We start from the raw sequence: 21,393 nt of genomic DNA on the forward strand, positions 1-21,393 counted from the left end.
CGCCCAGGTCACAGGTTGAGGAGCCGCGAGAGGCCGAGCTCGTTGAGCCAGTCGATCGGGAGCCGCGGGCCCGACGGCGTGATCGTCTCCGTCGAGCGCGGCTGGAAGGAGACGGTGAGGGTCGAGAACGCGACCCGGTCGCGCAGGTACTTGAGGCGCCCCTCGAGGCGCTCGAGCTCGCCGGCGACGCGCGCGAGCTCGCGCTCGAGCTGGATCGACTCCTCGACCTTCACCGCCTTGTCGAGCAGCTTCTCCAGCCGATCGCGCACGGCCCTCGCGTTGCGGATGCGGACCCCGAGGTCGAGGAACTCCTCGGTGACGTCCTCCGCGACCACGTTGCGCTGGAGCATGTCGCCGAGCCCCTCGAGGCGCTTCAGCGCCTCGTCGAACCGCGCGGCGGGGACGCGGATCGTGATCGTCCGATCGTCGCGGCGGGCGAGGAAGCCGCCGAGCTCCTGCGCGAGCGCCTCGACCTTGCCGAGCGACGCGCCCACCTCGAACACCGCCATCGCGATGTGCGCCGTGTAAATGAGGAGCGGCGCGGGCGACGCGCTCACCGCGGCGGCGGTCTGCGCCGCGCCCTGCGGGGCAGCGCCGGTCGGCGTCGTCGCGGGCTGCTGGGCCGGGCCTGTCGGCGCCGGCCTGGCCGGCCCCGCTGCCTGCGCGGTGGGGCCCGGAGGCGGTGGCGCGGGCGTCGCCGCGGGCGTCGGCGCGGCCTTGGCGAACTCCGCGGTGGCCACCGTCCTCTCGAGGTCGACCGACGACGACTCTTCGAACGCGTCGCCCGGGGGCATGCCCGTCGTCGGATCCTGCGTCGGCATCCCTGTGGCCACGGCCTGCGGCGCGACCATCGCCATCGGCGCGCTCGCGGCGTCGCTCGCTGTGGAGCGGCTGGATGCGCAGGCAGATGCGCCTGCGAGCAAGGCAAGGAGAGCCCAGGAGGGCAGCGTTCTTCGCATGGTTCCTCGGAGCGTGGAGCCGGTGACAGGCGCAGAACGCGCTGCCTCGCTCGACCTTACACCAGGGCGCAGGCGACCCGCCCCGGGCGAGCGCCGGCCTAGGCGCCGGCCCCGGGCGGGATCTTCGCCGGTCCCGGCGCGCGCCGGAGCTGGCGCGCCCAGTACGAGACGCCGGCCGCCGCGCCCGCGCCCGCCGCGGCGGCGAGCATCGGGGGCAGCGCCGCGGGCAGCGCGATCGCGGTGAGGACCGCCGCGAACTGCACCGTCGTGGCGAGCTTGCCCGGGATGTTCGCGCTCGCCGTCGAGAGGCGCGCGCCGCGGAAGCGGCGGCTCAGCGCGATCCAGAGCGCGAGCGGCAGCTCGAGGATCTCGCGGGCGAGCAGCGCCGGGATGCCCCAGAGCGGGAGCACGCCGTTCCGGAGGAGCGTGCCGACCACCGCCAGCGCGAACACCTTGTCGGCGATCGGGTCGACGATCGCGCCCATGCGGGTCACCTGACCGGAGCGGCGGGCCAGCCAGCCGTCCAGCACGTCGGTGATCCCGGCGCAGCAGAGGACGGCGAGGGCGGGGCCGGGGCGCGTGGCCACGAACGGGAACAGCGCCGCGAGCGGCAGCCGGGCCAGGCTCATCAGGTTCGGCGGGAGCGCGAGATCGCGTGCAGACAGGGTCGGCATTGCGAGGAGTCCCATGCGTCGCAGGTGCGCCGCGAAAGCCGGATGGTCCTGGTCCACGTCGAGCGCGGTCGAGCCGGGCCGCGCCCTGGCCGGCAGCAGCGCCGGCCTGACATCCACGAGGCGATCGGGCCGGATCAGCCGGCGACGCGCACGGTGAGCACGGGGACGCTGCTCTTGCGGATCACCTTCTCGGCGACGCTGCCGAGGAAGAGGTGCGAGATCCCCCGGCGGCCGTGCGTGCCCATGACGATCATGGCCGCCCGCTCGTCCTCGGCGGTGGCCAGGATCTCGTTCGCCGGATCGCCGTCGCGCAGGATCGCCCGGAGCCCCCCCGTCTGCGCCGCGAGCTGCTGGATCGCGCGCGACGCGGCGGCGCTCACCTCGGCGTGGAACCCGGGCATCAGCGCCGGCTCGAGCCCGGGGTACGTGTAGACCGGGAGCTGGTAGACGTGCAGCAGCACGACCTCGCGCCCGAGCTTCGCGCCGAGGTCCTTCGCGAGCTCGATGGCCTTCAGCGAGGCCTCCTCGAAGTCGACGGGGACCAGTATCACGTTCGCGCCTTCGTTCATCGCGCTCTCCTCGCCCGCGGGACCGGGTGTCCCTTCGATCGTTGCCGCCGCCGGGACGCTTTCGCCGTCGGCGGAGGCGTGCCGCGCGCATCTTGGATCCAAACATCGGTCGATCCCAGGACAAACTGAGCCTTCGGGCCCGGGTGACGCCCGGGGCGGTACGCCGCGCGCGGCGGCGGCCGCCGAGGTCCGCCGCGGCTCCGGCGGCGCGTCGCCGGGGCGTCTTCGGCGCGTTACGGCGCGTTACGGCGCGTCTGCGGCCTTCGCGCGGCGGTGAGCCGCGCGCGCACGAGCGCGCTCTGGTTCGCGCGCACGAGCGACGAGAGCAGCGAGCACTGCGCCCGCCGCCGCGCCACGTAGGCGGCGTCGCGCGCGGTCGCCGAGCGCGGGCGCTCGCGCTGCTCGCGCTCGGCGACCGCGAGCGCCTCCTCGGCCTGCCTCAGCTCGGCGATCGCGAGCGGCGAGAGCGGGCTCTCCTGCGCCTGCACGACGGCCGCGCGCGCCGTGAGGAGCTCGGGAGGGGGCGCGGCCGCGCTGGTCGCGCAGCCCGCGAGCGCGAGGGCCATCGCGAGCGGGGCAGCGGCGCGCGCGCGGCTCACGGGTCCTTCCCCCCGGCGAGCGTGCCCGCCTGGTCCAGCGTGCGGCCCGCCGCGTCGCGCAGCCCCGCCTCCCTCACGACGAGCGTCGAGAGCTCTGCGTCGACCTCGGCCCTGCGCAGCAGCCAGCGGGCGCCATCCAGGTCGCCCGCCGAGATCCGCCGCCGCGCCTGGGCGAGCTCGCTCCTCGCCAGCGCGAGGTGCAGGGCCGCGCGCCGGTCGGCGCTCGCGCCCTCCCGCTCGGCCGCGCGGATGGCGGCCCGCGCGCGGGCGAGCTCGGGCGGCGACGCCGGCGGCCGGAACGCGGCGCACCCGGCGAGCTCCAGACAGGCGATCACGAGCGCGGTTCTGGCGAGCATTTGCGTGGATTCCCGATCTCGCGGCGCGCCGGTGGAACCGTTGTTCCTGGCGGCGCGCCCGGGACATGGTGGTGCATCGAACAGGCCAGCACGCTCCCTGCGCGTGAGCTTCTCGCTGCGATGGGGGCGTTCCGCTGCGTGGTTCCGGCGGACGCTTGCTCCTGGTTCTCATGGACACGCACCGCCTGGCGGCAGGGCCCGGAGACGAGCTCACGCCCTGTCCGTCGACCGTCGCATCTCGCGGCGCCGCCCACGGAGGGCGCCGTTCTCGCCGGCTTCATCGAACATCGCCCGTTCCCGCCGGTATCTTGCTCTCACGGGGCAGGGGACGGCTGCGGTGACCTCGCGTGTCGTCTCCACCGATCACGCAATCGGTTGCGCAGTTGCGCATCGGACGACGGTGCCTTCGGCCCCGCGCTCGACGACGTGCACTCCTCGCATCCCGTGACGTGCTCGTCTTCGACTGCCCTCGCGGCAATATTCCATCAGAATAGCCAGTTCGGCTCGACAGCCACAGCGACGCACTTGGCGCCAACCGCCGGCAGGGACGCGGAGCGCGCCGGCAGGGACACGGAGCGCGCCGGCAGGGACACGGAGCGCGCCGGCAGGGACACGGAGCGCGCCGGCAGGGACACGGAGCACGCCGGCAGGGACACGGAGCGCGCCGGCAGGGACACGGAGCGCGCCGGCAGGGACAACGGAGCCACGCGGTCACGACCGGCGGTGTACCCGCCAGGGACAGGGGGCGCGCTGCCAGGGACAACAGATCACCCACCAGGGACAGGGGGCACGCTGCCAGGGACAAGAGGTCACCCGCCAGGGACAACCCGGCGCGTGACCTCTTGTCCCTGGAGCCGTGTACTCCAGGCACGGTACGTGGATCCTTGTCGGCCTGTCACGAAGCTCCCGCATCTCGCGCGCTTCGATGCCCGCTTCGGGCGGCTCGCAGGGCGAGAGAACGGGAGTCATCAGGTCAATGGGAAGGGGAGCCCGGTGGGCTCTCTGGAATGGATGCCCGGGATGGCTGGTCCGGACAGGATGGCCGGCGCAGCAACCCAGGGGAGGTCGACATGTCGAAGAAGAGCGATATCGAGCGGTGGTCCGAAGCCGTGCAGAGGATGAACGCCGGTGATCTTCCGGCGCTCACGGTGCCATGGCACGTGCTCCTCGGGGAGGCGGTGGATGTGGCGAAGTTCTTCGAGAAGTACTGGAAGACCCAGACCGACGCCCAGAAGCGGGTGACCCGCCTGGGCCTCGAGTCGGCGGTCCCGAAGGACAGCAAGAAGGGAGATGCGGCGCGCCTCGGGCCGAAGACGGCGGAAGAGATCCTCTCGCTGCAGCGCGCCACGCAGGAGGCGCACACGCGGTATCTCCTGACCGTCGAGAAAAACAAGAGCCCGCGCGAGCGGGGGAAGTTCTTGCTGGGGGAGATCTGGGCGACCTTGAGCTTCTATTTCGACGATGGCGTCGAGGACGACAAGGACGAGATGCTGGCCCGGATCGACGCGGCGCACGCGGGGGATCCCGACACGGCGGACGCGCTGGCGAGCGCGCTGGACGATTATGCGCTCCTCGGCGAGAAGCACCGCGGCGCGCTCGATGGGCTCGGTGGCTTCCAGGCGGGCTACCTGGACGAGGCGCGCGCCGTGGCGGCCGAGCTGCGACGGCTGCCCGCACAGGCGGAGGCGATCTCCCGGCAAGCGCAGGAGGCCCTGCTGCTCCGCAACAAGCTGGCGGCGCTGCTGATCGAGCGCATGGGCCTCGTGCGGTCCGCGGCGCGCTTCGTGTTCCGGGGTCAGCCGGAGATCGTGCGCGAGGTGACGAGCGCTTACGACCGCCGCAAGCGCGCCGCAGCCCGCCGGGCCAAGGCGCAGCCCGGCCCGGCGGCGACGCCCTCGCCAGCGTCACCGTCGCCGGTGTCACCGTCGCCGGTGTCACCGTCGCCGGTGTCACCGTCGCCGGTGTCACCGTCGCCGGTAGCGCCCTCGCCGAACGTGCCTGCCGCGCCCCTCGGGGGCTGAGCCGCGGAGGCTCACTCCCCCGACGTGAGCTACCTGGCGCGGGCTTGCGGTGGTACGCTGCCGGTATGAGCGCGCTGCGAGCAAAGGTTCAGGGCGGCCGGCTGGTGCTCGACGAGCCGACGAGCTTTGCCGAGGGCACCGTGATCGATCTCGTCGTCGCCGACAACGACAACCTGGACGAAGACGAGCGGGCTCGCCTCGATGAGGCGCTGGAGAGATCGCTGGCGAGCGCGCGCGAAGGGACGATCGACGCGGACGATCTCCTGGCCGAGATCGCGCGGCTCGAGCCGGCTCGCGGATGAAGCGAGCCCGCATCCGGCTCACGAAAGACGCAGCCCGCCAGACGAGGGAGGCGGCCACCTGGTGGATCGAGAACCGTCCGGCCGCCCCCTCGCTGTTTCGCGAGGAGCTCGCGGCCCTGCTCGGCTTGCTCAGGACAGCGCCGGAGGCCGGAGCCCCGCACGCACACCGACGGATCAAGGGCGTTCGCCGCGCTCCGCTCCCGACCTCGCGCTACCTCGTCTACTACACCTACGACCCCCGGAGCGGAGAGGTCCTTGTGCTGGCCGTCTGGAGTGCCCTTCGCGGGCGTTCGCCGCGGTTCACCGTGGAGTGACCTGCGCTGTTGGCCTCCCTCCACGGCGCCGTCCTGCGCGTCATGAAACGTCCGCCGCTCCGGCGGCGCCCAGGTGACCGGCATCGCTCCAGCGCCGGAGCCCGCAGCCTGACCCTGCATGCCAGGATCCGCGAATAAAATCGCGGCGCCCGCCGTCTCCCGTCTGCCGGCTTTTTTCTCAGCGCGCGACCCTTCCGCTACCCTGGCAACCGCCGTGCCGATCGTCGACCCGAACCTCCGCACCACGATCGTTCACGCGTTCGCCGTCACGGTGGCGGACCCGTCGAGCCTGGTGCGCACCACGTCCCGGGGCGGGACCGACGATCCCGACAGACCCAGCCGCGACCCCTCCATCCTCCCGGACGTCGGCCAGATCGTCGGCGGGCTCTACCGTCTCGGACGCCTCCTCGGGAAGGGCATGTTCGGCAAGGTGTACGTCGCCCAGCGCGTCGACGTCCCCGAGCACCAGGTCGCCCTCAAGCTCATGCCCCGCTCGCTGTACGCGATGCGGAACGTCGAGCGCGAGCTCGTCATGCTCGCCACCGTCGGCCACCCGCACGTCGTCCAGCTCAAGGACCACGGCATGAACGCCGACTACGTGTGGCTCACCATGCCCGTCTACGAGGGCGAGACGCTCGCGCAGCGCCTCGATCGCAGCCCCCTCGGCATGCGCGAGGCGCACGACATCTTCCTCGCCGTCGCGCGCGGGCTCGAGGCGCTCCACGCGGCGGGGCTCCGGCACCAGGACGTCAAGCCGGACAACATCTTCCTCGCGAAGTTCGCCGGCCGCGTCCACCCCATCCTGCTCGACCTCGGCGTGGCCGCGGAGCGCGAGGCCTCCTTCTGCGCGGGCACCGCGCTCTACGCCTCGCCCGAGCAGATCCGCGCGCTGAACGGCTTCCCCGGCGTCGTGCCGCTGACCGAGAAGATGGACACGTACGGGCTCGCCACGACGCTCCTCTACTCGCTCGTGAACCCCAGGGACTTCCCGGGCGAGTCCGCGCAGACGCGCACCGAGCTGGTCCAGGCCCACGATATCCGCGCCGACAGGCCGCTCGCCGACAACGCGCTGCCCGACCTCACCGGGCGCCCCCGCCAGATGTTCCAGGAGGCGCTCAAGCGGTGGCTCGCCATCGACCCGCACGAGCGCCCGACGATGACCCAGCTCGCCGAGGAGCTCGACGTGCTGCTCGAGCCGGAGCGCGAGGCCGAGCGCGAGGCGGAGCGGCTGCGCCTCAAGCAGAAGACGTCGTACCTGCGCGTGCGCATCGCCGCCGGCGCGATGACCCTCATCGGCTGCGCGGTCGTGCTGCTCGGCGTCTCGAAGCGCGAGACCCTGCGGCTCGCGAACGAGCTCGATCGCGCGCGCCAGATGGGGGCCGAGTCGTTCGACAAGCTCGACACCTGCGTCGCGTCCCACCAGATCGCCCAGTCCGACGTGAGCGCGTGTCGCAGCGCCCGCGAGCAGGACCGCGCGGAGTTCAACGAGACGCTCGCCAGCCTCCAGAAGAGCGGCACCGCGACCGAGGCGGAGCACGCGCGCCAGATCCAGTCGCTGCACGCGACCCACGCGGCGCGCCTCAAGACCTGGGAGGACCGCGCCGCGGCCGCGGAGAAGGCGAGCCTCACCGACCGCGAGCGGCTCGCCGAGGCCGAGAAGGCGCGCGCCGCGCTCGTCACCGAGCGCGACGAGGCCAAGGCGCTCGCCGAGCAGCGCGCCGCCGAGCTCGCCGCCGCCACGCAGGCGCGCGCCGCCTGCGACACGGAGCGCGCGAGCTGCATCGCAGAGCGCGACCGCTTGAGGACCGAGGCGGCCGATCCCTACGAGGCGCCGCCCTCGCCGGGGAAACCGCCGGCGACCGCCGCGAGCGGCGGGCTGCCGCAGGCGCCGCAGCCGCCGGCGAGCGCGGGCGCCCCGGCCGCCGCCACGGGCACTCCGGCGGCGCCGGCGAGCCCGGCGAGCTCTGCGCCGTCCACCGCCGCTCCTCCTTGAGCGCCTCCGCTGGAAGGCCGGTGGAGGCGATGGACGTCGCTGTGGCCGGGCCGCCTCTGCTTGTGGCGACAGCCTGGGGAGGCTATCCGTAAGGCCAGGAAGGCGAGGGCCATGGGTGACATCTCTCGACGTGAAATGCTGCGTCGGCTGGGCGCGGCGGGCCTCGTCCTCGGGGGCGCGGCCGGCGTCGCTGCCGCCCGGTGGGACCGCGGCGGCGCCGCCGCCGTCTCGGCGGAGCGCCCGCAGACGCGGGACTACCGGCTCCGCGACGCGCCGGACGGGGTGCCCCAGCTCGTGGTCGCCCGCGCGGGCGCCGAGGCGCTCGCCGAGGGCAGCCCGGACCCGGCCGCCCTGGTCCGCAAGGCCGTCGACGCGCTCGGCGGGATGCGCCGCTTCATCTCGCGCGGCGACGTCGTGGTCGTGAAGCCGAACATCGGCTGGGATCGCACCCCCATCCACGCGGCGAACACCAACCCGAAGGTCGTCGCCGAGGTGGTGCGCCTCGCGTACGACGCCGGCGCCAAGAGCGTCATCGTGACCGACGCCTCGTGCAACGAGCCGAACCGCTGCTTCCAGCGCTCCGGCATCTGGAAGGCCGCGTACGACGTCGGCGCCGAGGTCGTCATCCCCGCGGCGCACCGCTTCCGCGGCATGCGCCTGAAGGGCGAGGTGCTCGACGACTGGCCCGTCTACACGCCGCTCGTCAACGCGGACAAGGTGATCAACGTCCCGATCGCGAAGCACCACAACCTGTCGAAGTACACCGCCGCGATGAAGAACTGGTACGGGGCGCTCGGCGGGCGGCGCAACCGGCTCCACCAGAACATCGACGTCTCCATCGCCGACCTCGCGACGTTCATCCAGCCGACGCTCACCATCGTGGACGCCGTGCGCGTCCTCATGCGCAACGGGCCGCAGGGCGGGAACGTCGCCGACGCGAAGGACATGCACACGATCATCGCGACGACCGACCAGGTCGCCGCCGACGCGTACGGGTGCCAGCTCATCGGCCGCAAGCCCGAGGAGATCCCGTACCTCAAGATGGGCCACGAGCGGGGCCTGGGCACGATGCACTGGCAGAACCTGCGGCTCGCCGAGGTGTAGTACTCATGGCAAATCCCGACCCGACGCCGGCCCCGCCGGCGCATGGCCCGGCCGCCGCTGCAGCGGCCGCGGCGCCCCCCGCCGCGGCGGCCGCGCCGCCCACGACAGCAGCGCGACCTCCCGCCGCGGCGGCCGCGCGCGTGGCCCCGTGGACCGCGCTGCTGCGCAGGGCGCGCGCGATCCTCCGGCCCGCGCCGAAGCGCCGGCCCGGATCGGGCTTGCCGGCGCGCAAGACGATCCAGGTGCTCGTCTGGGTGCGCCGCGCCGTGCAGGCGGGCTGCCTCGGGCTGTTCCTCTACTTCCTGTTCCAGACCGGCTTCCGCGGCTCGTTCGCGTCGTCCGAGGCGCGCGTCCGCCTGCCGCTGCCCGTCGAGGGGTTCCTCCTCGCCGACCCGTTCGTCGGCGCGATGACCCTGCTCTCGACGCACACCGTCTACCGGGGCCTGCTCTGGTCGATCGGGATCCTCGCGCTGACGCTCGTCTTCGGGCGCGTGTTCTGCGGCTGGATCTGCCCCTTCGGGACGCTCCACCACTTCTTCGGGTGGATCTTCCCGTCGCGCTACGGCAAGGGCGGCAAGCGCGTCGAGGCGAACAAGACGTACACGCGGCAGCGGGTGAAGTACTACCTCATGTACGCCTTCCTCGCGGCGAGCGCGGCCGGCAGCGTGATCGGCGGGCTGTTCGATCCGATCTGCGTGGCGGTCCGCGCGATCGGCCTCGCCGTCATCCCGGCCGCGCAGTACGTCGCGAGCGTGGTGACCGGCGCCGCGACAGGGACCGGGAGCCGGCCGGTGCAGTTCGCCGCGGACCACGCGCAGGACTTCCTCGCCTCCAGCGTGTGGCAGACGAAGCAGTTCTACTTCCACCAGACGTGGTTCGTCGGGATCCTGTTCGTCGCGATCCTGTTCATGAACCGCTTCATCCCGCGGTTCTGGTGCCGCGTGCTCTGCCCGCTCGGCGCCTTCCTCGGCGTGTTCGCGCGCTTCGCGCTCTTCGGGATGCAGAAGGACCACGCGAAGTGCACCGACTGCAACCTGTGCCTCGTGCACTGCCAGGGCGCCGACTCGCCCCAGGGCGGCGTGAAGTGGCGGCAGGACGAGTGCCACATGTGCCTCAACTGCGAGAACGCGTGCCCCGAGGACGTCATCAAGTTCCGCTTCCTCCCGAACCGGACGAGCGCCCTCGTGAAGCCCGACACGGGCCGCCGCACCGCGCTCGCGACCGCCGCCGCCGGCGCGGTGATCATCCCGACGGCGCGCATCGCCGACGTGCTCGACGCGAACTACGACCACCGCGTCATCCGGCCGCCGGGCTCGGTCGAGGAGCGCGAGTTCCTCGAGCGCTGCATCCGGTGCGCCGAGTGCATGAAGGTCTGCCCGAACAACGCGATCCACCCCGCGTTCTTCGAGGCGGGCATCGAGGGCCTCTGGACGCCGATCGTCATCCCGCGCATCGGGTACTGCGAGCACTCGTGCGTCCTCTGCGGCGACGTCTGCCCGACCGGCGCGATCCAGAAGATCACCGAGGAGCAGAAGATGGGGATCGGCCAGAAGCCGATCTCGATCGGCACCGCGTTCTACGACCAGGGGCGGTGCCTGCCGTGGTCGATGAGCGTGCCGTGCATCGTCTGCGAGGAGTTCTGCCCGACGTCGCCCAAGGCGATCTGGGTCGAGGAGGTCGACATCCCGAAGCGGGAGCCGGTCGCCGCGGAGCACGGCAAGGAGCCGCCGATGAAGATGGTCCACGTGCAGCGTCCGCACGTCGATCCTTCGCTGTGCATCGGCTGCGGGGCGTGCGAGAAGGTGTGCCCGGTGCAGGACAAGCCGGCGGTCTACGTGACCAGCGTCGGCGAGACCCGCTCGAAGACGAACGTCATCCTTCTCGAGGACACGGACTACAACAAGGCATCTTGACCCGGGCGCGCGCCTGCTCCGCGCGGCGGGATCACGGCAGGAGGCAGCTCGGGTGCGCACGCTTCGCTTCTACGGAACCCTCTCGTTGGCCGCGGCCTCGGCCCTGTGCGGCTGCGGCGAGCCCTTCACGGCGGGCCCCGCGTCCACCTCGTCGGCGTCGTCGAGCTCGGGGACCGGCGGCGCCGGCGCCGGGGGAGGCGCCGGCGGCGAGGGCGGCGCCAGCGCGACGTCGTCGAGCACGTCGACCTCGGGAGGGGGCGGCGAGGGCGGCTGCAGCGCCTGCAAGGAAGGGGAGTTCTGCACGGCCAGCGAGACCTGCGTGCGCTGCAGCGACCGCAGCCGCGCGCTGTCGTACGCCGCGCTGGAGGAGATCGAGGTCGAGGGGACATCGCCGGCGTTCCCGCGCGTGCGCGTGGAGCCCGCCGGGGGCGGCGCGGGAGGGCAGGGCGGCGCGGGAGGGCAGGGCGGCGCGGGGGGCCAGGGCGGCGGAGGCGGCGCGGCCGGCGGAGGCGACCCGGGCGGTGCGGGCGGGGTCGTCCTGCGGCTCGTCTACGTGGCCGGCTTCGGCTCCGCGAACGACCGGCAGATCGCCACGGCCACCGGTCTGCCGTGGACGGGGGGCGAGGCCGTCGTGAGCGCGCTCGTCAACTCCCCGCAGGCGGAGTCGGGGCCGCTGCTCTTGCCCGTGGACGCGTTCTCGCCGCGCGACGGGTTCCCGCCGGGCTCGCTGCTCCTCGACCGCTTCCTCGCCGGGCCGGGCAGCCCGCGGGATCTGATCGTCGCGGATGCGCTCGAGGCGACCAGCGCGGTGCCGTTCGACACGCTCAACCGGGACGCGGGGAGCTACTCGGTGGCGGTCGCCCACGCCGCTCGCCCCTACCGGTACTGGTTCATGATCAAGCGCCAGGACGACGGGGGGACCACGAGCCGGCTCGTCACCATGCGCGCCCACGACGCGGAGGCGCAGCCGCTCGACATCACCCTGCCGGGCAACTGCCCGGCGCAGGGCGACGACCTCGCCCCGTGGGTGACGCCGGACGGCGGCGTGCTCTTCTTCCAGTCGCTCTACAGCCCGCGCGGCGACTGCGCGGCGGCGTCGGTGCTGCGGAGCTTCTACGTGAAGCTCGGCCCCGATGGGCTCCCGGTGGCCGGGCAGACGGCGAGCATGCTGCTGTCACACCTGGATCCGTCCCACGCCTTCATGACGCCGTCGCTCTCGCCCGACGAGTGCACGCTGTACCTCGCCTCGGACAAGGACGGGGAGCAGAAGCTCTACTCGGCGTCACGGCGGTAGCTCCGCGCGCCTCCCGGGGGCCGCCTGGGGGCCTCCCGGGGGAAGATCACTGCGAGCGGAAGCCCTCGGCGGGGCGGAGGCGGGCGGCGTAGAGGCTCGGGACGATCGTGGCCGCGAGGCAGATCAGGATGGCGATGGCGCCGGTGATCAGGAACTCCTGCGGGCGCGCCTGCACGGGGAGGCGAGAGATGAAATACACCTTCGGGTCGAGCGGGAAGCCGTAGACCAGGAGGCCCTTGCACACCACCACGCCGAGCAGGAGGCCGAGCGAGGTGCCGGCGACGCCGATGATGCCGCCCTGGTAGAGGAAGATGCGCAGGATGGCGCCGTCGGTCGCGCCCATCGCCTTCAGGACCGCGATCTCCTTCTTCTTGTCGAGCACCACCATGATCAGCGTCGCGATGACCGTGAACGCGGCGACCACGATGATGAGCGCCAGCACCGCGCTCATGCCGATCTGTTGGATGCGCAGCGCCGTGAAGAGGCCGTGGTTCAGCTCCTCCCAGTCCATCGTGTAATAAAGGCCGTTGCTGAGGAGGTTCGTGATCTCGCGCGCGATGGCGCTGGCGTTGTCGATGTCGTCGACCTTCATCTCGACGCCGGTCACCGTGTCGCCGTGGTCGTAGAAGGCCTGCGTCTCGTAGAGATCGGCGTACGCCAGCTTGGTGTCGTACTGCTCGAAGCCGGCCTCGAAGATCGCGATGACCCGGAACCGCTTGGCGACCGGCGGCTTGATGGCGCCGTTCGAGAACGAGAAGCCGATGGTCGGCGAGGTCACGGTGACGCACTCGCCGATCTCCAGGGACAGGTTCTTCGCGAGCACGGCGCCGATCACGATGCCCGGCATCCGCGCGATCTGCTCCTTGTCGGCGCAGGGATCGGGATCGACCTCGGGGGGCAGCTCGTCGTCGTCGGGGAGCACGCTGCCGTAGCCGCCCTCCGGCTCGATCGAGCCGCGCGGTGCGCCCGCGGCGACCGCGACCTCGGCGTCGTCCACCTCGCCCTCGTCGGCCCCGGCGTCCGCCGCGCCGTCGAGATCGGCCGCGCTCGGGGCGGGCTCGGCCCCGGCGTCGCGCGCGGCGGCGGCGCGCTCGTCCTCCAGGATGCGCGCCTCGTACGCCTTCAGGAGATCGATCTCGCCGCCGGCGTCCGGCGGCTCGAGCGCGCCTGTCGCGCCCGCGTCCGCCTCCACGGCAGGGACGTCCGGCAAGGACGGCGGCGCCGCGCGCTCGGGGGGCTTCGCGCCAGGGCGGCGCAGGCCGGCGAGATCGCCGCCCGGGAGGATGTGGCGCGGCAGGTCGAGCACGGGCGCGGCGGCGCCGTCGGCGCCCACGCCGAGGCTCCTGGCCGGGTCAACCCCCTTCACGAGGACGCCTGTCGCCGTGGCGTCGCCGTGGGTCAGCATCATGGGGTTGATGCTGAACGGCGCGACGCCGACCACGCCGGGCACCTTGGCGACCTGATCCATGATCGAGCGGTACTCCCGGAAATCCGTGGAGTACTTGATCACGAGGACATGGGCGTTGACGCCGAGGACCTTCTCGCGGAACTCCGCCTGGAAGCCTCCGGTCACGCTCATCACGGTCGCGAGCGCCGCGACGCCGAGCGCGACCCCGAGGATCGCGAAGATGGTGCCGACCGAGATGAACGCGCGCTTCTTGGAGCCGAGGTATCGCAGCGCGACCTCGATGGGGTAGCTCATCGCGGTGCCCTCCTAGCAGAACGCGGCGCGCGCGGCACGCTGGGCCGCGGCGCGGCGCGGCGTGCCGCGGCGGTCGAAGAGACGAGGCGGGACGAGACGAGCCCCGCGGGCGGCTCGACTTTCGCGCGCGGCGTTCGCTGGGCCTCGCTTCCAGGACCGAACGCCTGCTAGAATCCAGCCCTGCCGCAGACGGCGGCATGTGGCGTGTACCTCTGCCGGCGAGCCTTTCATGAGCGCCACCAAGAACGAGCACCACACCGCGCGCAGCAGGGTCTTCACCGAGGACGAGAGCGCGCTCGAGGAGGCGCCGGTGTCGCGTCCGACCAGCCCGTCCGTCGGGGTGCGCTCGTCCGGCGTCGCGGCCGCGAGCATGCCGTCCGGGGAGCCCGAGAGCGCCGGCGACGACGTGCAGGTGGACGTGGAGGTCCGTCCGTCGTCGAGGCCCTCCAGGTCGGGCTGGGTCGAGGGGCCGGCGAGCGAGGCGCCGAGCTTCGCCGCGCCGCCGCCGCTGCGCCAGAAGACCCCGCGCTTCGCGCGGCAGAGCGAGCCCGACGCCGACGAGGTCGGCGGGCGGACGAGCGCGGCGCCGGTGAGCGAGGCCGAGCCGTCGCTGGAGATCCCGCCGCCGGACGAGGTCGAGCCGCGCGAGCGGCGGCCGCCCGGCGCCAAGGACCCGTACATCGGGACGACCTTCGACCACCGGTACAAGATCGAGCGGCTGCTCGGCGAGGGTGGGATGGGGTACGTCTACCTCGCCCGCCACAAGGTGATCGACAAGCGCGTGGCCGTGAAGGTGCTGCGCGCGGAGCTCGCGCGGGACCGCGAGATCTTCGAGCGCTTCGTGCAGGAGGCCCGCGCCGCGTCGAGCATCGGCAACCCGCACATCGTCGACATCTCCGACTTCGGCGACCTGCCGGACGGCTCCACGTACTTCGTGATGGAGTACCTGGAGGGCGTGAGCCTGGCGCAGCTCATCGACTCGCCGAACGAGCTGCCGATGGACCGGATCTGCCAGATCGCGCTGCAGCTCTCCGCGGGGCTCGCGGCCGCGCACGAGGCGGGCATCATCCACCGCGATCTCAAGCCGGACAACGTGTTCGTGGTGCCGCGCGGCAGCGATCCGAACTTCGTGAAGATCCTCGATTTCGGGATCGCGAAGGTGTCGACCAGCACGACGACCAAGCTGACGCGCGCGGGCGCGGTGTTCGGGACGCCGCACTACATGTCCCCGGAGCAGGCCGCGGGCGCGCCGATCGATCACCGGACCGACATCTACTCGCTCGGCGTGATGCTCTACGAGCTCGTGAGCCGGCAGCTGCCGTTCAACGCCGACAACTTCATGGGGATCCTGACGCAGCACATGTACAAGGCGCCGGTCCCCATCCGCGCGCTCGTCGGCGGGCCGGACTGCCCGCCCGGGCTCGAGGCGGTGATCCTGAAGTGCCTCTCGAAGAAGCCGGAGTCGCGCTATCAGACGATGGGCGAGCTCCACGAGGACCTCGAGCGCGTGAAGGGCGGCGGGGTGCCGGGCGCGGTCGCGGAGATGATGGCGCGGTCGGGCGGCTTCAACGTGCCGCACGACTACTTCAAGACGTCGAAGGTGATCGTCCCGGCGACGCCGCCGTCGCCCCCGCGCTCGCCGTGGCCGCGCTACGTGTGGGTCGCGGGCGCGGCGGCCGCGGTGGGGATCGTGACAGCGATCTTCGTGATCGGCGGGAGCGGGTCCGCGAGCCACAACGCCGCGCCGCCGCCGAAGCCGGCGGTCACCGAGGCGCCCGCGGCCAGGCAGGCGCCCGAGCCGCCGCCGGTCCAGAAGACGGTGGTCGCGCTGGCCGCGGTGCCGGAGACGGCGGTCGGCTACCGCAACGGCGTGGAGCTGAGGCTGCCGGCGAGCATCGACGTCGAGCAGGGGCAGACGGTCACGATCGACATCCGGGCCGAGGGGTACGTCCCCAGCACGGTGGTGCTCGACGGCACCGAGCCGAGCAAGCTGGTGAAGCTCGTCGAGGTCGACGACAAGGGCGGGCAGAAGGTGAGGCCCGGCGGGGGCAGGCCTCCGGCGACGCCGGCGACGGCCCGCACGCCGAAGGGCTCGGACGTCCGGGATCCCTGGGCCAAAGAGAAGAAGTGAGCGCCCGCGCGGCCCGTGGCCCGCGCTCCGGGCTCCGTGATAAGCCGCGGTGGTGACCCAGGTAGATCACCTCATCACCCTCGTCCCCGAGGACGTGCTCGGCATCTGTCGCCGCCTCCGCGAGCGCGGCAAGCGCGGCTGGATCGTCGGCGGCTGCGTGCGCGACCTGCTCCGCGGGGAGCCCGCGAAGGACTGGGACGTGGCGACCGACGCGCGGCCGGATGAGGTCGTGGCCGCGTTCCGGAAGGTGATCCCGACCGGGATCCAGCACGGGACGGTGACCGTGCTCGTGCGCGGCGTGCCGTACGAGGTCACGACGCTGCGCGGGGACGGGACGTACACCGACGGGCGGCGGCCGGACCGGGTCGAGTTCGTGGACGACATCACGGCCGACCTCGCGCGGCGGGATTTCACCATGAACGCGATCGCGCTCGATCCGGTCGACGGGCACCTGATCGATCCGTTCGGCGGCCGGAAGGACCTCGACGCGAACGTCATCCGCGCGGTGGGGGACCCGAACGAGCGCTTCGCGGAGGACGGGCTGCGGGTGCTGCGCGCGGCGCGCTTCGCGGCGACGCTGGAGGGGTCGATCGAGCCGGAGACGGAGCGGGCCATGGGCACGGCGCGGTCGCACCAGACGTTCCGCTGCGTGAGCGCGGAGCGGGTGCGCGACGAGTGGCTCAAGGCGATGCGCGCGCGCCGGCCGAGCGTGGCGTTCGAGATCATGCGCCGGACGGAGCTGCTCGGGATCACCTGCCCGGAGATGATCGAGTCGGTCGGGTGCGAGCAGAACCGCTGGCATGCGTTCGACGTGTGGGGGCACGCGATGGCCTGCCTCGACGCGTGCAAGCCGGAGCCGATCCTGCGCGTGGCGGCGCTGATGCACGACATCGGCAAGCCGCGGACGCGCGCGTTCTCGGACAAGACGCGCGATTACACGTTCTACGAGCACGAGCGGGTCGGCGCCGAGATGGCCGAGCCGATCCTCGCGCGGCTCCGGTTCTCGAACGACGAGCGGGCGCGGATCGTGGCGCTGATCCGACACCACCTGATCTGCTATGACGAGACCTGGACGGACGCGGCGGTGCGCCGGTGGCTCAGGCGGGTGAGCCCGGGGCTCGCGCCGGATCTCTACGAGATTGGCGTGGCGGACGCGCTCGGCAAGGGACGCGACGCGTCCGAGGACATCGCCTCGATAGGGCGTCTCCGGGCGCGCGTGGAGGCGATGCTCGCCGCGGGAGCGGCCCTGTCCGCCAAGGATCTCGCCGTGAACGGGAGTGTGCTGATGAAGGAGCTCGGCATTCCGCCCAGCAAGCTCGTCGGGGAAATCCTGGAGCGCCTTGTCGAGCTCGTCACCGAGGAGCCCGAGGCGAACACGCGCGAGCGCCTGCTCGCGGCGGCGCGCGATCTCGTCGCGTCGAAGGCGTCGTCCTGAGCTCCGCGCTTTGCGGGTAGTTCTTACGTAAGAAGCGCGCGGGTGCGCGGCGCTCGTCGCGTGTACCCGAGGGTGGTCTCGCCGGGCCGTCCGGACCCTTTTTGTCGCGCGGCGCGCCCGTCCACCTGCGATCGGCCATGTCCTCGCTCCTTGGGGGAGCCTCTCCCAGATCGCGAGTCGATCGTCGCAGGCAAGGCACAGGGGACGACAACGGTGGTTGGTTGTCTACCTCCGGTCGCATTCAAATAATTCATGCTGATCGCATCCGTGGAGACTTGCCTCTGGTAGCATCCGTCGTTGCGCACTGTTGCGCCCCCCATTGGGAGGTCATTTTGAAGCTCTCGACGAAGAAGCTTGTTGGGCTGGTCGGTTTGGGTTTGCTTGCGTCGGCGGCAGCCATCGGTGGGTGCTCCGGCGGGGGTGGTGGGGCGAGCTCCGGCAACAACGGCTCAGGGAGCGGGAGCGGCGGCGGGAGCGGCGTCGGGAGCGGCGGCGACGATACGACCGCGAGCGGGCTCGGGAACGGCGGCGGCGACTTCACACCACCCGACGCCGGTGGGCTCGACGAGGACACGGCGTGTGTCGCGACCAGCCTGCAGGCCGATTACGAGCAGCGTCCGGCCGACATCATCTTCATCATCGACAACTCCGAGAGCATGACGGAGGAGATCGAGAGCGTTCAGCGGAACATCAACCAGAACTTCGCGTCGATCATCGACAGGAGCGGGATCGATTACCGCGTGATCATGCTGTCGAGGCACGGCAGCTCGTCGCTGGAGCAGTCCGTCTGTATCGAGGCGCCGCTCGGCAGCGGGAGCTGCTCGCCGGTGCCGTCGACGCCGAACTCGAACCCGCCGCATTTCTATCAGTACAACATCGAGGTCGGCAGCCTCGATTCGCTCTGCCTGGCGATCGACACCCTGAAGGGCACGATGCCGCCCCGGGGCGAGACGACGTCGGCCGGGTGGTCGCAATGGCTGCGGCCGGAATCGCTGAAGGTGTTCGTCGAGATCACCGACGACGGCGCCAACTGCTCGACGAGGGCGCTCGGCGCCGACAAGATGGCCACCGATGACGGCGATATCACGCTGTACGATCTCGACGACGACGAGCCGGAGAACAAGAACGTCGCGGGGGGCACGAAGTCGGCGGACGCGTTCGACGCGGCGCTGACGGCGGTCGCGCCGGAGCACTTCGGGACGCCGAGCGCGCGCAACTACATGTTCTTCAGCTTCGTGGGCATCAAGGAGAACAACCCGCCGACCACGCCCTGGCCGCCGGACCAGCCCGCCACCTGGGAGCAGTGCCGCCCCGGCTCGGTCGACCCCGGGACGACGTACCAGCGCCTCAGCGTCATGACCGGCGGGCTGAGATACCCGATCAACCAGTACGATACGTACGACGCCGTGTTCCAGGCGATCGCGGACAGCGTGATCTCGGGCGCCAAGCTGTCGTGCGAGATCGAGGTGCCGAAGGCGCCAGACGGGCACTCGATCGATCTGGACACGGTGCGGATCGAGTACACGCCGAGCAACGGCGGGCAGAAGCAGACCTTCACCCAGGTGAAGAGCCCCGAGGAGTGCAAGGCGATGTCGTTCTACTACGAGGAGGGGCTCATCCGGCTGTGCCCGGACACCTGCTCCATGGCGGTGCAGGACAACTCCGCGAGCATGAACCTGCTCTACGGCTGCTGGGTCGATCCGCTCTGAAGCGAGGGAGCGCTCGCGGGCGCCGCGGCGCCGCATAGCGCCCGGCGCCCGGCGGCCTCTTCGGGGGAACGCGGGAGCCGGGCGCCCGCGCCTGCTACCCTGCGCGAACGACAGATGCGGCTCGATATGACGTGCCGTGCCGGCCACGGCGGAAGCGAGGAGCCCGAGGCGTTCACCCTGGGGGAGCGGCGCGTGCGGGTGACGGAGATCCTCGACCGGTGGCCGGGCGTCGATCACCTCTACTTCAAGGTGCGGGGGGACGACGGGGCGCGGTACATCCTGCGGAGAGATTTCGAGATCCTCGTCTGGGAGCTCGAGGTCTACGAGGCCGCCGAGTAGGGGCGGGGGGACGGGCTCGTGCGGTCAGCGGTGGACGGGCTTGCCGCGGACGAAGGCGCGCTGGACGGCGGCTGTCTCGGAGGCGAAGACGAGGTGATTCAGGACCTCTGACTCGGAGACGACGTGCTCGGGGAAACGGACGGCGATGAAGTCGGCCTCCTTCCCGGGGTCGAGGCTGCCGATGACGCGGCCCAGGCCGACGGCGTCGGCGGTGCCCTGCGTGGCGACGACGAACAGATCGGCTGGGGTCAGGCGGTCGCCGAGACAGACGGCGTTGTCGAAGGCGCTCGACATGCTGCGGCGCATGTCGAAGCTGCGACCCGCGCCGACGTCGCTGCCGAGCGCCACCGGGACCGCGCGGGCGCGCGCGTCGCCGAGGCGCATGCGGCCGCTGCCCAGGAAGAAGTTCGAGTCGGGACAGTGGACGACCGAGGCGCCCGTCTCGGCGATGCGATCCCACTCGCGCGACGAGAGATGAATGCTGTGCGCGAGGAGGGTACGGCCGGTGAGCAGGCCGACGCGATCGTAGACGTCGAGGTAGTCGCGCGCCCACGGGTGCTCGCGGCGCGTCGCCTCGGCCTCGGCCGGGGTCTCGGCGACGTGCGTCTGCACGAGGAGGCCGTGATCCTGGGCGAGCCGCGCGGCGGCCTCCATCAGGGGACGCGAGCAGCTGGGAGCGAAGCGGGGCGTGATCGCGAACTCGAGCAGGCCGTGGCCCTCGCCGTGCCAGCGCTGCACGAGGTCCCGGGCCGCCGGGATGGCCTCGTCGCGAGGGACACAGAGCGCCTCGGGGCAGTTCTGGTCCATCAGCGTGAGGCCGGCGATGCCGCGCAGGCCGGCGTGCAGCAAGGCGCGGAAGAGCTGGTCGGTCGCCCCGGGGGACGAGCTGGAGAAGACGACGCAGGTGGTCGTGCCCGACGCGCGGAGGCGCGCCGTGAACTCGCCGGCGACGAGGGCAGCGTAGCCGCCGTCACGGAAACGGGCCTCCTCGGGGAAGACGGACCGATCGAGCCAGTCGAGCAGCGCGCCGCTGGCGCTGCCGATGATGCGGGTCTGCGGGAAATGGACGTGCGCGTCGATGAAGCCGGGCATCAACACGGCCGGGCGCAGATCGAGCACCGGGCCGCGGAAGGCGCCGGGGGCGAACGGCAGGACCTGAGCGATGAGGCCGGCCTCGTCGACGACGAGCAACGCGTCGTCCAGGAAGCGGACGGCGGCGCCGCCCGCCGGCGCGGCGGACGGGGTGAGCAGGCGCCCGCGGTAGGCGCGCGGCGACCTATGGCTCCGCGCGCTCATCGGACCGCGATCTCGCTCCGGCGCGCCCAGCCCATCATCATGCTTCCCCCCTGGTTCTTGACGACGAGCACCCACCCGCCCGACTCGCGCACGACCATCACGAGCTCGCCGGCGGCGATCGCGCCGACGCGGGCGCCGTCCGGCCGCGGCTCGTCGACGAGCGTGACGCCGCGCGACGCGATGCCGAGCTGGAGGCGCGATGGGGCGCCGGGCTCGTCGACCTCATCGTCGAAGCCGGGCGGGTCGTCGTGCGGCGTCCGCGGGTCGTGAGCGCCCGGGTCGTCGTCGTCGAACGGGAAGCGGGGGTGCGCCCGCGAGGCCTCCTCGTCCGGGGAACGACGCTCCAGGAGATGCGCGAACCGGCCGGCGCCCTGCATCGGCGGGCGCTCGCCGGCGAGGGCGCGCAGGAGGAGCGGCGCCGTCGGGAACAGCGCGACGGCGGTGGCGGCGAGCAGCACGAGCCCGGTCAGCCGGTCCAGCCGGCGCGCGGGCGGCGCGGCGGGCGCGTCGCCCGGCGGCGGCTCCGCCGGGGCGGCGGGGCGCGCGCCGGCGTGTCGCGTCGAGGCGCCGCCCGCATCGACGCGGCCGGGCGAGGCGCCCTGTCCGGCGGAGGAGTCGTCCATCAGCGCAGAGGATACGCGCTGGGGCGAGCCAGGTCGACCGCGCGGCGTCTCGGCGCGGCA

Annotated in this window: 19 protein-coding genes; 11 read left to right on the forward strand and 8 right to left on the reverse strand. The window is 72.4% G+C overall.

The genetic code is table 11. The features are described 5' to 3' along the window. Positions 1-8: 8 nt before the first annotated feature. The 5 genes from WME96_RS06165 to WME96_RS06185 form a co-directional block, all read right to left on the reverse strand. Positions 9-857: a DUF4349 domain-containing protein gene (locus tag WME96_RS06165; protein WP_437289236.1), complete on the reverse strand. Its 849-nt coding sequence runs from the start codon at positions 855-857 to the stop codon at positions 9-11. A gap of 200 nt (positions 858-1,057) precedes the next feature. After that, the gene (locus WME96_RS06170) at positions 1,058-1,633 is read right to left on the reverse strand and encodes a CDP-alcohol phosphatidyltransferase family protein (RefSeq protein WP_437289237.1); all 576 of its coding nucleotides are present in this window, start codon (positions 1,631-1,633) and stop codon (positions 1,058-1,060) included. A 134-nt stretch (positions 1,634-1,767) separates the two neighbouring features. Further along, entirely contained in the window at positions 1,768-2,202 is a 435-nt protein-coding gene (locus tag WME96_RS06175) for a universal stress protein (protein ID WP_437289238.1), read from the reverse strand. Positions 2,203-2,435: 233 nt separating this feature from the next. Beyond that, positions 2,436-2,801, reverse strand: coding sequence for a DUF4398 domain-containing protein (locus tag WME96_RS06180; RefSeq protein ID WP_437289239.1), 366 nt, complete (start codon positions 2,799-2,801; stop codon positions 2,436-2,438). After that, positions 2,798-3,157 (reverse strand): DUF4398 domain-containing protein, encoded by a 360-nt coding sequence (locus WME96_RS06185; protein WP_437289240.1) that lies wholly within the window; start codon positions 3,155-3,157, stop codon positions 2,798-2,800. The genes WME96_RS06180 and WME96_RS06185 overlap by 4 nt, the downstream gene beginning before the upstream one ends. A gap of 1,070 nt (positions 3,158-4,227) precedes the next feature. Between WME96_RS06185 and WME96_RS06190 the strand changes: the two genes are divergently transcribed. The 7 genes from WME96_RS06190 (at position 4,228) to WME96_RS06220 (ending at position 12,098) form a co-directional block, all read left to right on the forward strand. Then, complete coding sequence (locus WME96_RS06190) at positions 4,228-5,178, forward strand: hypothetical protein (RefSeq protein ID WP_437289241.1); 951 nt, start codon at positions 4,228-4,230, stop codon at positions 5,176-5,178. Between the two features lie 65 nt (positions 5,179-5,243). Then, on the forward strand, positions 5,244-5,480 hold the full coding sequence (locus tag WME96_RS06195) for a hypothetical protein (RefSeq protein ID WP_437289242.1): 237 nt from the start codon (positions 5,244-5,246) through the stop codon (positions 5,478-5,480). After that, complete coding sequence (locus WME96_RS06200; protein WP_437289243.1) at positions 5,477-5,794, forward strand: type II toxin-antitoxin system RelE/ParE family toxin; 318 nt, start codon at positions 5,477-5,479, stop codon at positions 5,792-5,794. The genes WME96_RS06195 and WME96_RS06200 overlap by 4 nt, the downstream gene beginning before the upstream one ends. A 214-nt stretch (positions 5,795-6,008) precedes the next feature. Further along, entirely contained in the window at positions 6,009-7,787 is a 1,779-nt protein-coding gene (locus WME96_RS06205; protein WP_437289244.1) for a serine/threonine protein kinase, read from the forward strand. 111 nt (positions 7,788-7,898) lie between these two features. After that, a complete protein-coding gene (locus WME96_RS06210; protein ID WP_437289245.1) occupies positions 7,899-8,891 on the forward strand; it encodes a DUF362 domain-containing protein in 993 nt (330 codons plus the stop codon). A gap of 5 nt (positions 8,892-8,896) precedes the next feature. Then, entirely contained in the window at positions 8,897-10,804 is a 1,908-nt protein-coding gene (locus WME96_RS06215) for a 4Fe-4S binding protein (protein ID WP_437289246.1), read from the forward strand. 52 nt (positions 10,805-10,856) lie between these two features. Next, positions 10,857-12,098 (forward strand): hypothetical protein, encoded by a 1,242-nt coding sequence (locus tag WME96_RS06220; protein ID WP_437289247.1) that lies wholly within the window; start codon positions 10,857-10,859, stop codon positions 12,096-12,098. Positions 12,099-12,144: 46 nt separating this feature from the next. Here WME96_RS06220 and WME96_RS06225 read toward each other — a convergent pair whose 3' ends face one another. Further along, the gene (locus WME96_RS06225; protein WP_437289248.1) at positions 12,145-13,800 is read right to left on the reverse strand and encodes an ABC transporter permease; all 1,656 of its coding nucleotides are present in this window, start codon (positions 13,798-13,800) and stop codon (positions 12,145-12,147) included. Positions 13,801-14,029: 229 nt separating this feature from the next. Here WME96_RS06225 and WME96_RS06230 point away from each other — a divergent pair, with 229 nt between their 5' ends. From WME96_RS06230 to WME96_RS06245, 4 genes are all read left to right on the forward strand, one after another. After that, on the forward strand, positions 14,030-15,931 hold the full coding sequence (locus WME96_RS06230) for a protein kinase domain-containing protein (protein WP_437289249.1): 1,902 nt from the start codon (positions 14,030-14,032) through the stop codon (positions 15,929-15,931). A 52-nt stretch (positions 15,932-15,983) separates the two neighbouring features. Next, complete coding sequence (locus tag WME96_RS06235) at positions 15,984-17,366, forward strand: CCA tRNA nucleotidyltransferase (protein ID WP_437289250.1); 1,383 nt, start codon at positions 15,984-15,986, stop codon at positions 17,364-17,366. A 371-nt stretch (positions 17,367-17,737) separates the two neighbouring features. After that, a complete protein-coding gene (locus WME96_RS06240; RefSeq protein ID WP_437289251.1) occupies positions 17,738-19,075 on the forward strand; it encodes a hypothetical protein in 1,338 nt (445 codons plus the stop codon). A gap of 126 nt (positions 19,076-19,201) precedes the next feature. Continuing rightward, positions 19,202-19,414, forward strand: coding sequence for a hypothetical protein (locus WME96_RS06245; RefSeq protein ID WP_233562046.1), 213 nt, complete (start codon positions 19,202-19,204; stop codon positions 19,412-19,414). A 24-nt stretch (positions 19,415-19,438) separates the two neighbouring features. Here WME96_RS06245 and WME96_RS06250 read toward each other — a convergent pair whose 3' ends face one another. Beyond that, positions 19,439-20,710, reverse strand: a complete 1,272-nt coding sequence (locus WME96_RS06250; protein ID WP_437289252.1) for a guanine deaminase — start codon at positions 20,708-20,710, stop codon at positions 19,439-19,441. Continuing rightward, complete coding sequence (locus WME96_RS06255; RefSeq protein WP_437289253.1) at positions 20,707-21,333, reverse strand: SH3 domain-containing protein; 627 nt, start codon at positions 21,331-21,333, stop codon at positions 20,707-20,709. The genes WME96_RS06250 and WME96_RS06255 overlap by 4 nt, the downstream gene beginning before the upstream one ends. Positions 21,334-21,393: the final 60 nt, after the last annotated feature.

The organism is Sorangium sp. So ce406, from assembly GCF_051474675.1.
Lineage (GTDB): Bacteria > Myxococcota_A > Polyangia > Polyangiales > Polyangiaceae > Sorangium > Sorangium cellulosum_G.

Bases quoted from the DNA above. Each gene is read 5' to 3' on its own strand.
- WME96_RS06250 (WP_437289252.1), bottom strand. From the start codon at position 20,710: ATGAGCGCGCGGAGCCATAGGTCGCCGCGCGCCTACCGCGGGCGCCTG.
- WME96_RS06190 (WP_437289241.1), top strand. From the start codon at position 4,228: ATGTCGAAGAAGAGCGATATCGAGCGGTGGTCCGAAGCCGTGCAGAGG.
- WME96_RS06185 (WP_437289240.1), bottom strand. From the start codon at position 3,157: ATGCTCGCCAGAACCGCGCTCGTGATCGCCTGTCTGGAGCTCGCCGGG.
- WME96_RS06200 (WP_437289243.1), top strand. From the start codon at position 5,477: ATGAAGCGAGCCCGCATCCGGCTCACGAAAGACGCAGCCCGCCAGACG.
- WME96_RS06255 (WP_437289253.1), bottom strand. From the start codon at position 21,333: ATGGACGACTCCTCCGCCGGACAGGGCGCCTCGCCCGGCCGCGTCGAT.
- WME96_RS06225 (WP_437289248.1), bottom strand. From the start codon at position 13,800: ATGAGCTACCCCATCGAGGTCGCGCTGCGATACCTCGGCTCCAAGAAG.
- WME96_RS06195 (WP_437289242.1), top strand. From the start codon at position 5,244: ATGAGCGCGCTGCGAGCAAAGGTTCAGGGCGGCCGGCTGGTGCTCGAC.
- WME96_RS06230 (WP_437289249.1), top strand. From the start codon at position 14,030: ATGAGCGCCACCAAGAACGAGCACCACACCGCGCGCAGCAGGGTCTTC.
- WME96_RS06215 (WP_437289246.1), top strand. From the start codon at position 8,897: ATGGCAAATCCCGACCCGACGCCGGCCCCGCCGGCGCATGGCCCGGCC.
- WME96_RS06175 (WP_437289238.1), bottom strand. From the start codon at position 2,202: ATGAACGAAGGCGCGAACGTGATACTGGTCCCCGTCGACTTCGAGGAG.
- WME96_RS06165 (WP_437289236.1), bottom strand. From the start codon at position 857: ATGGCGATGGTCGCGCCGCAGGCCGTGGCCACAGGGATGCCGACGCAG.
- WME96_RS06245 (WP_233562046.1), top strand. From the start codon at position 19,202: ATGACGTGCCGTGCCGGCCACGGCGGAAGCGAGGAGCCCGAGGCGTTC.
- WME96_RS06170 (WP_437289237.1), bottom strand. From the start codon at position 1,633: ATGCCGACCCTGTCTGCACGCGATCTCGCGCTCCCGCCGAACCTGATG.
- WME96_RS06210 (WP_437289245.1), top strand. From the start codon at position 7,899: ATGGGTGACATCTCTCGACGTGAAATGCTGCGTCGGCTGGGCGCGGCG.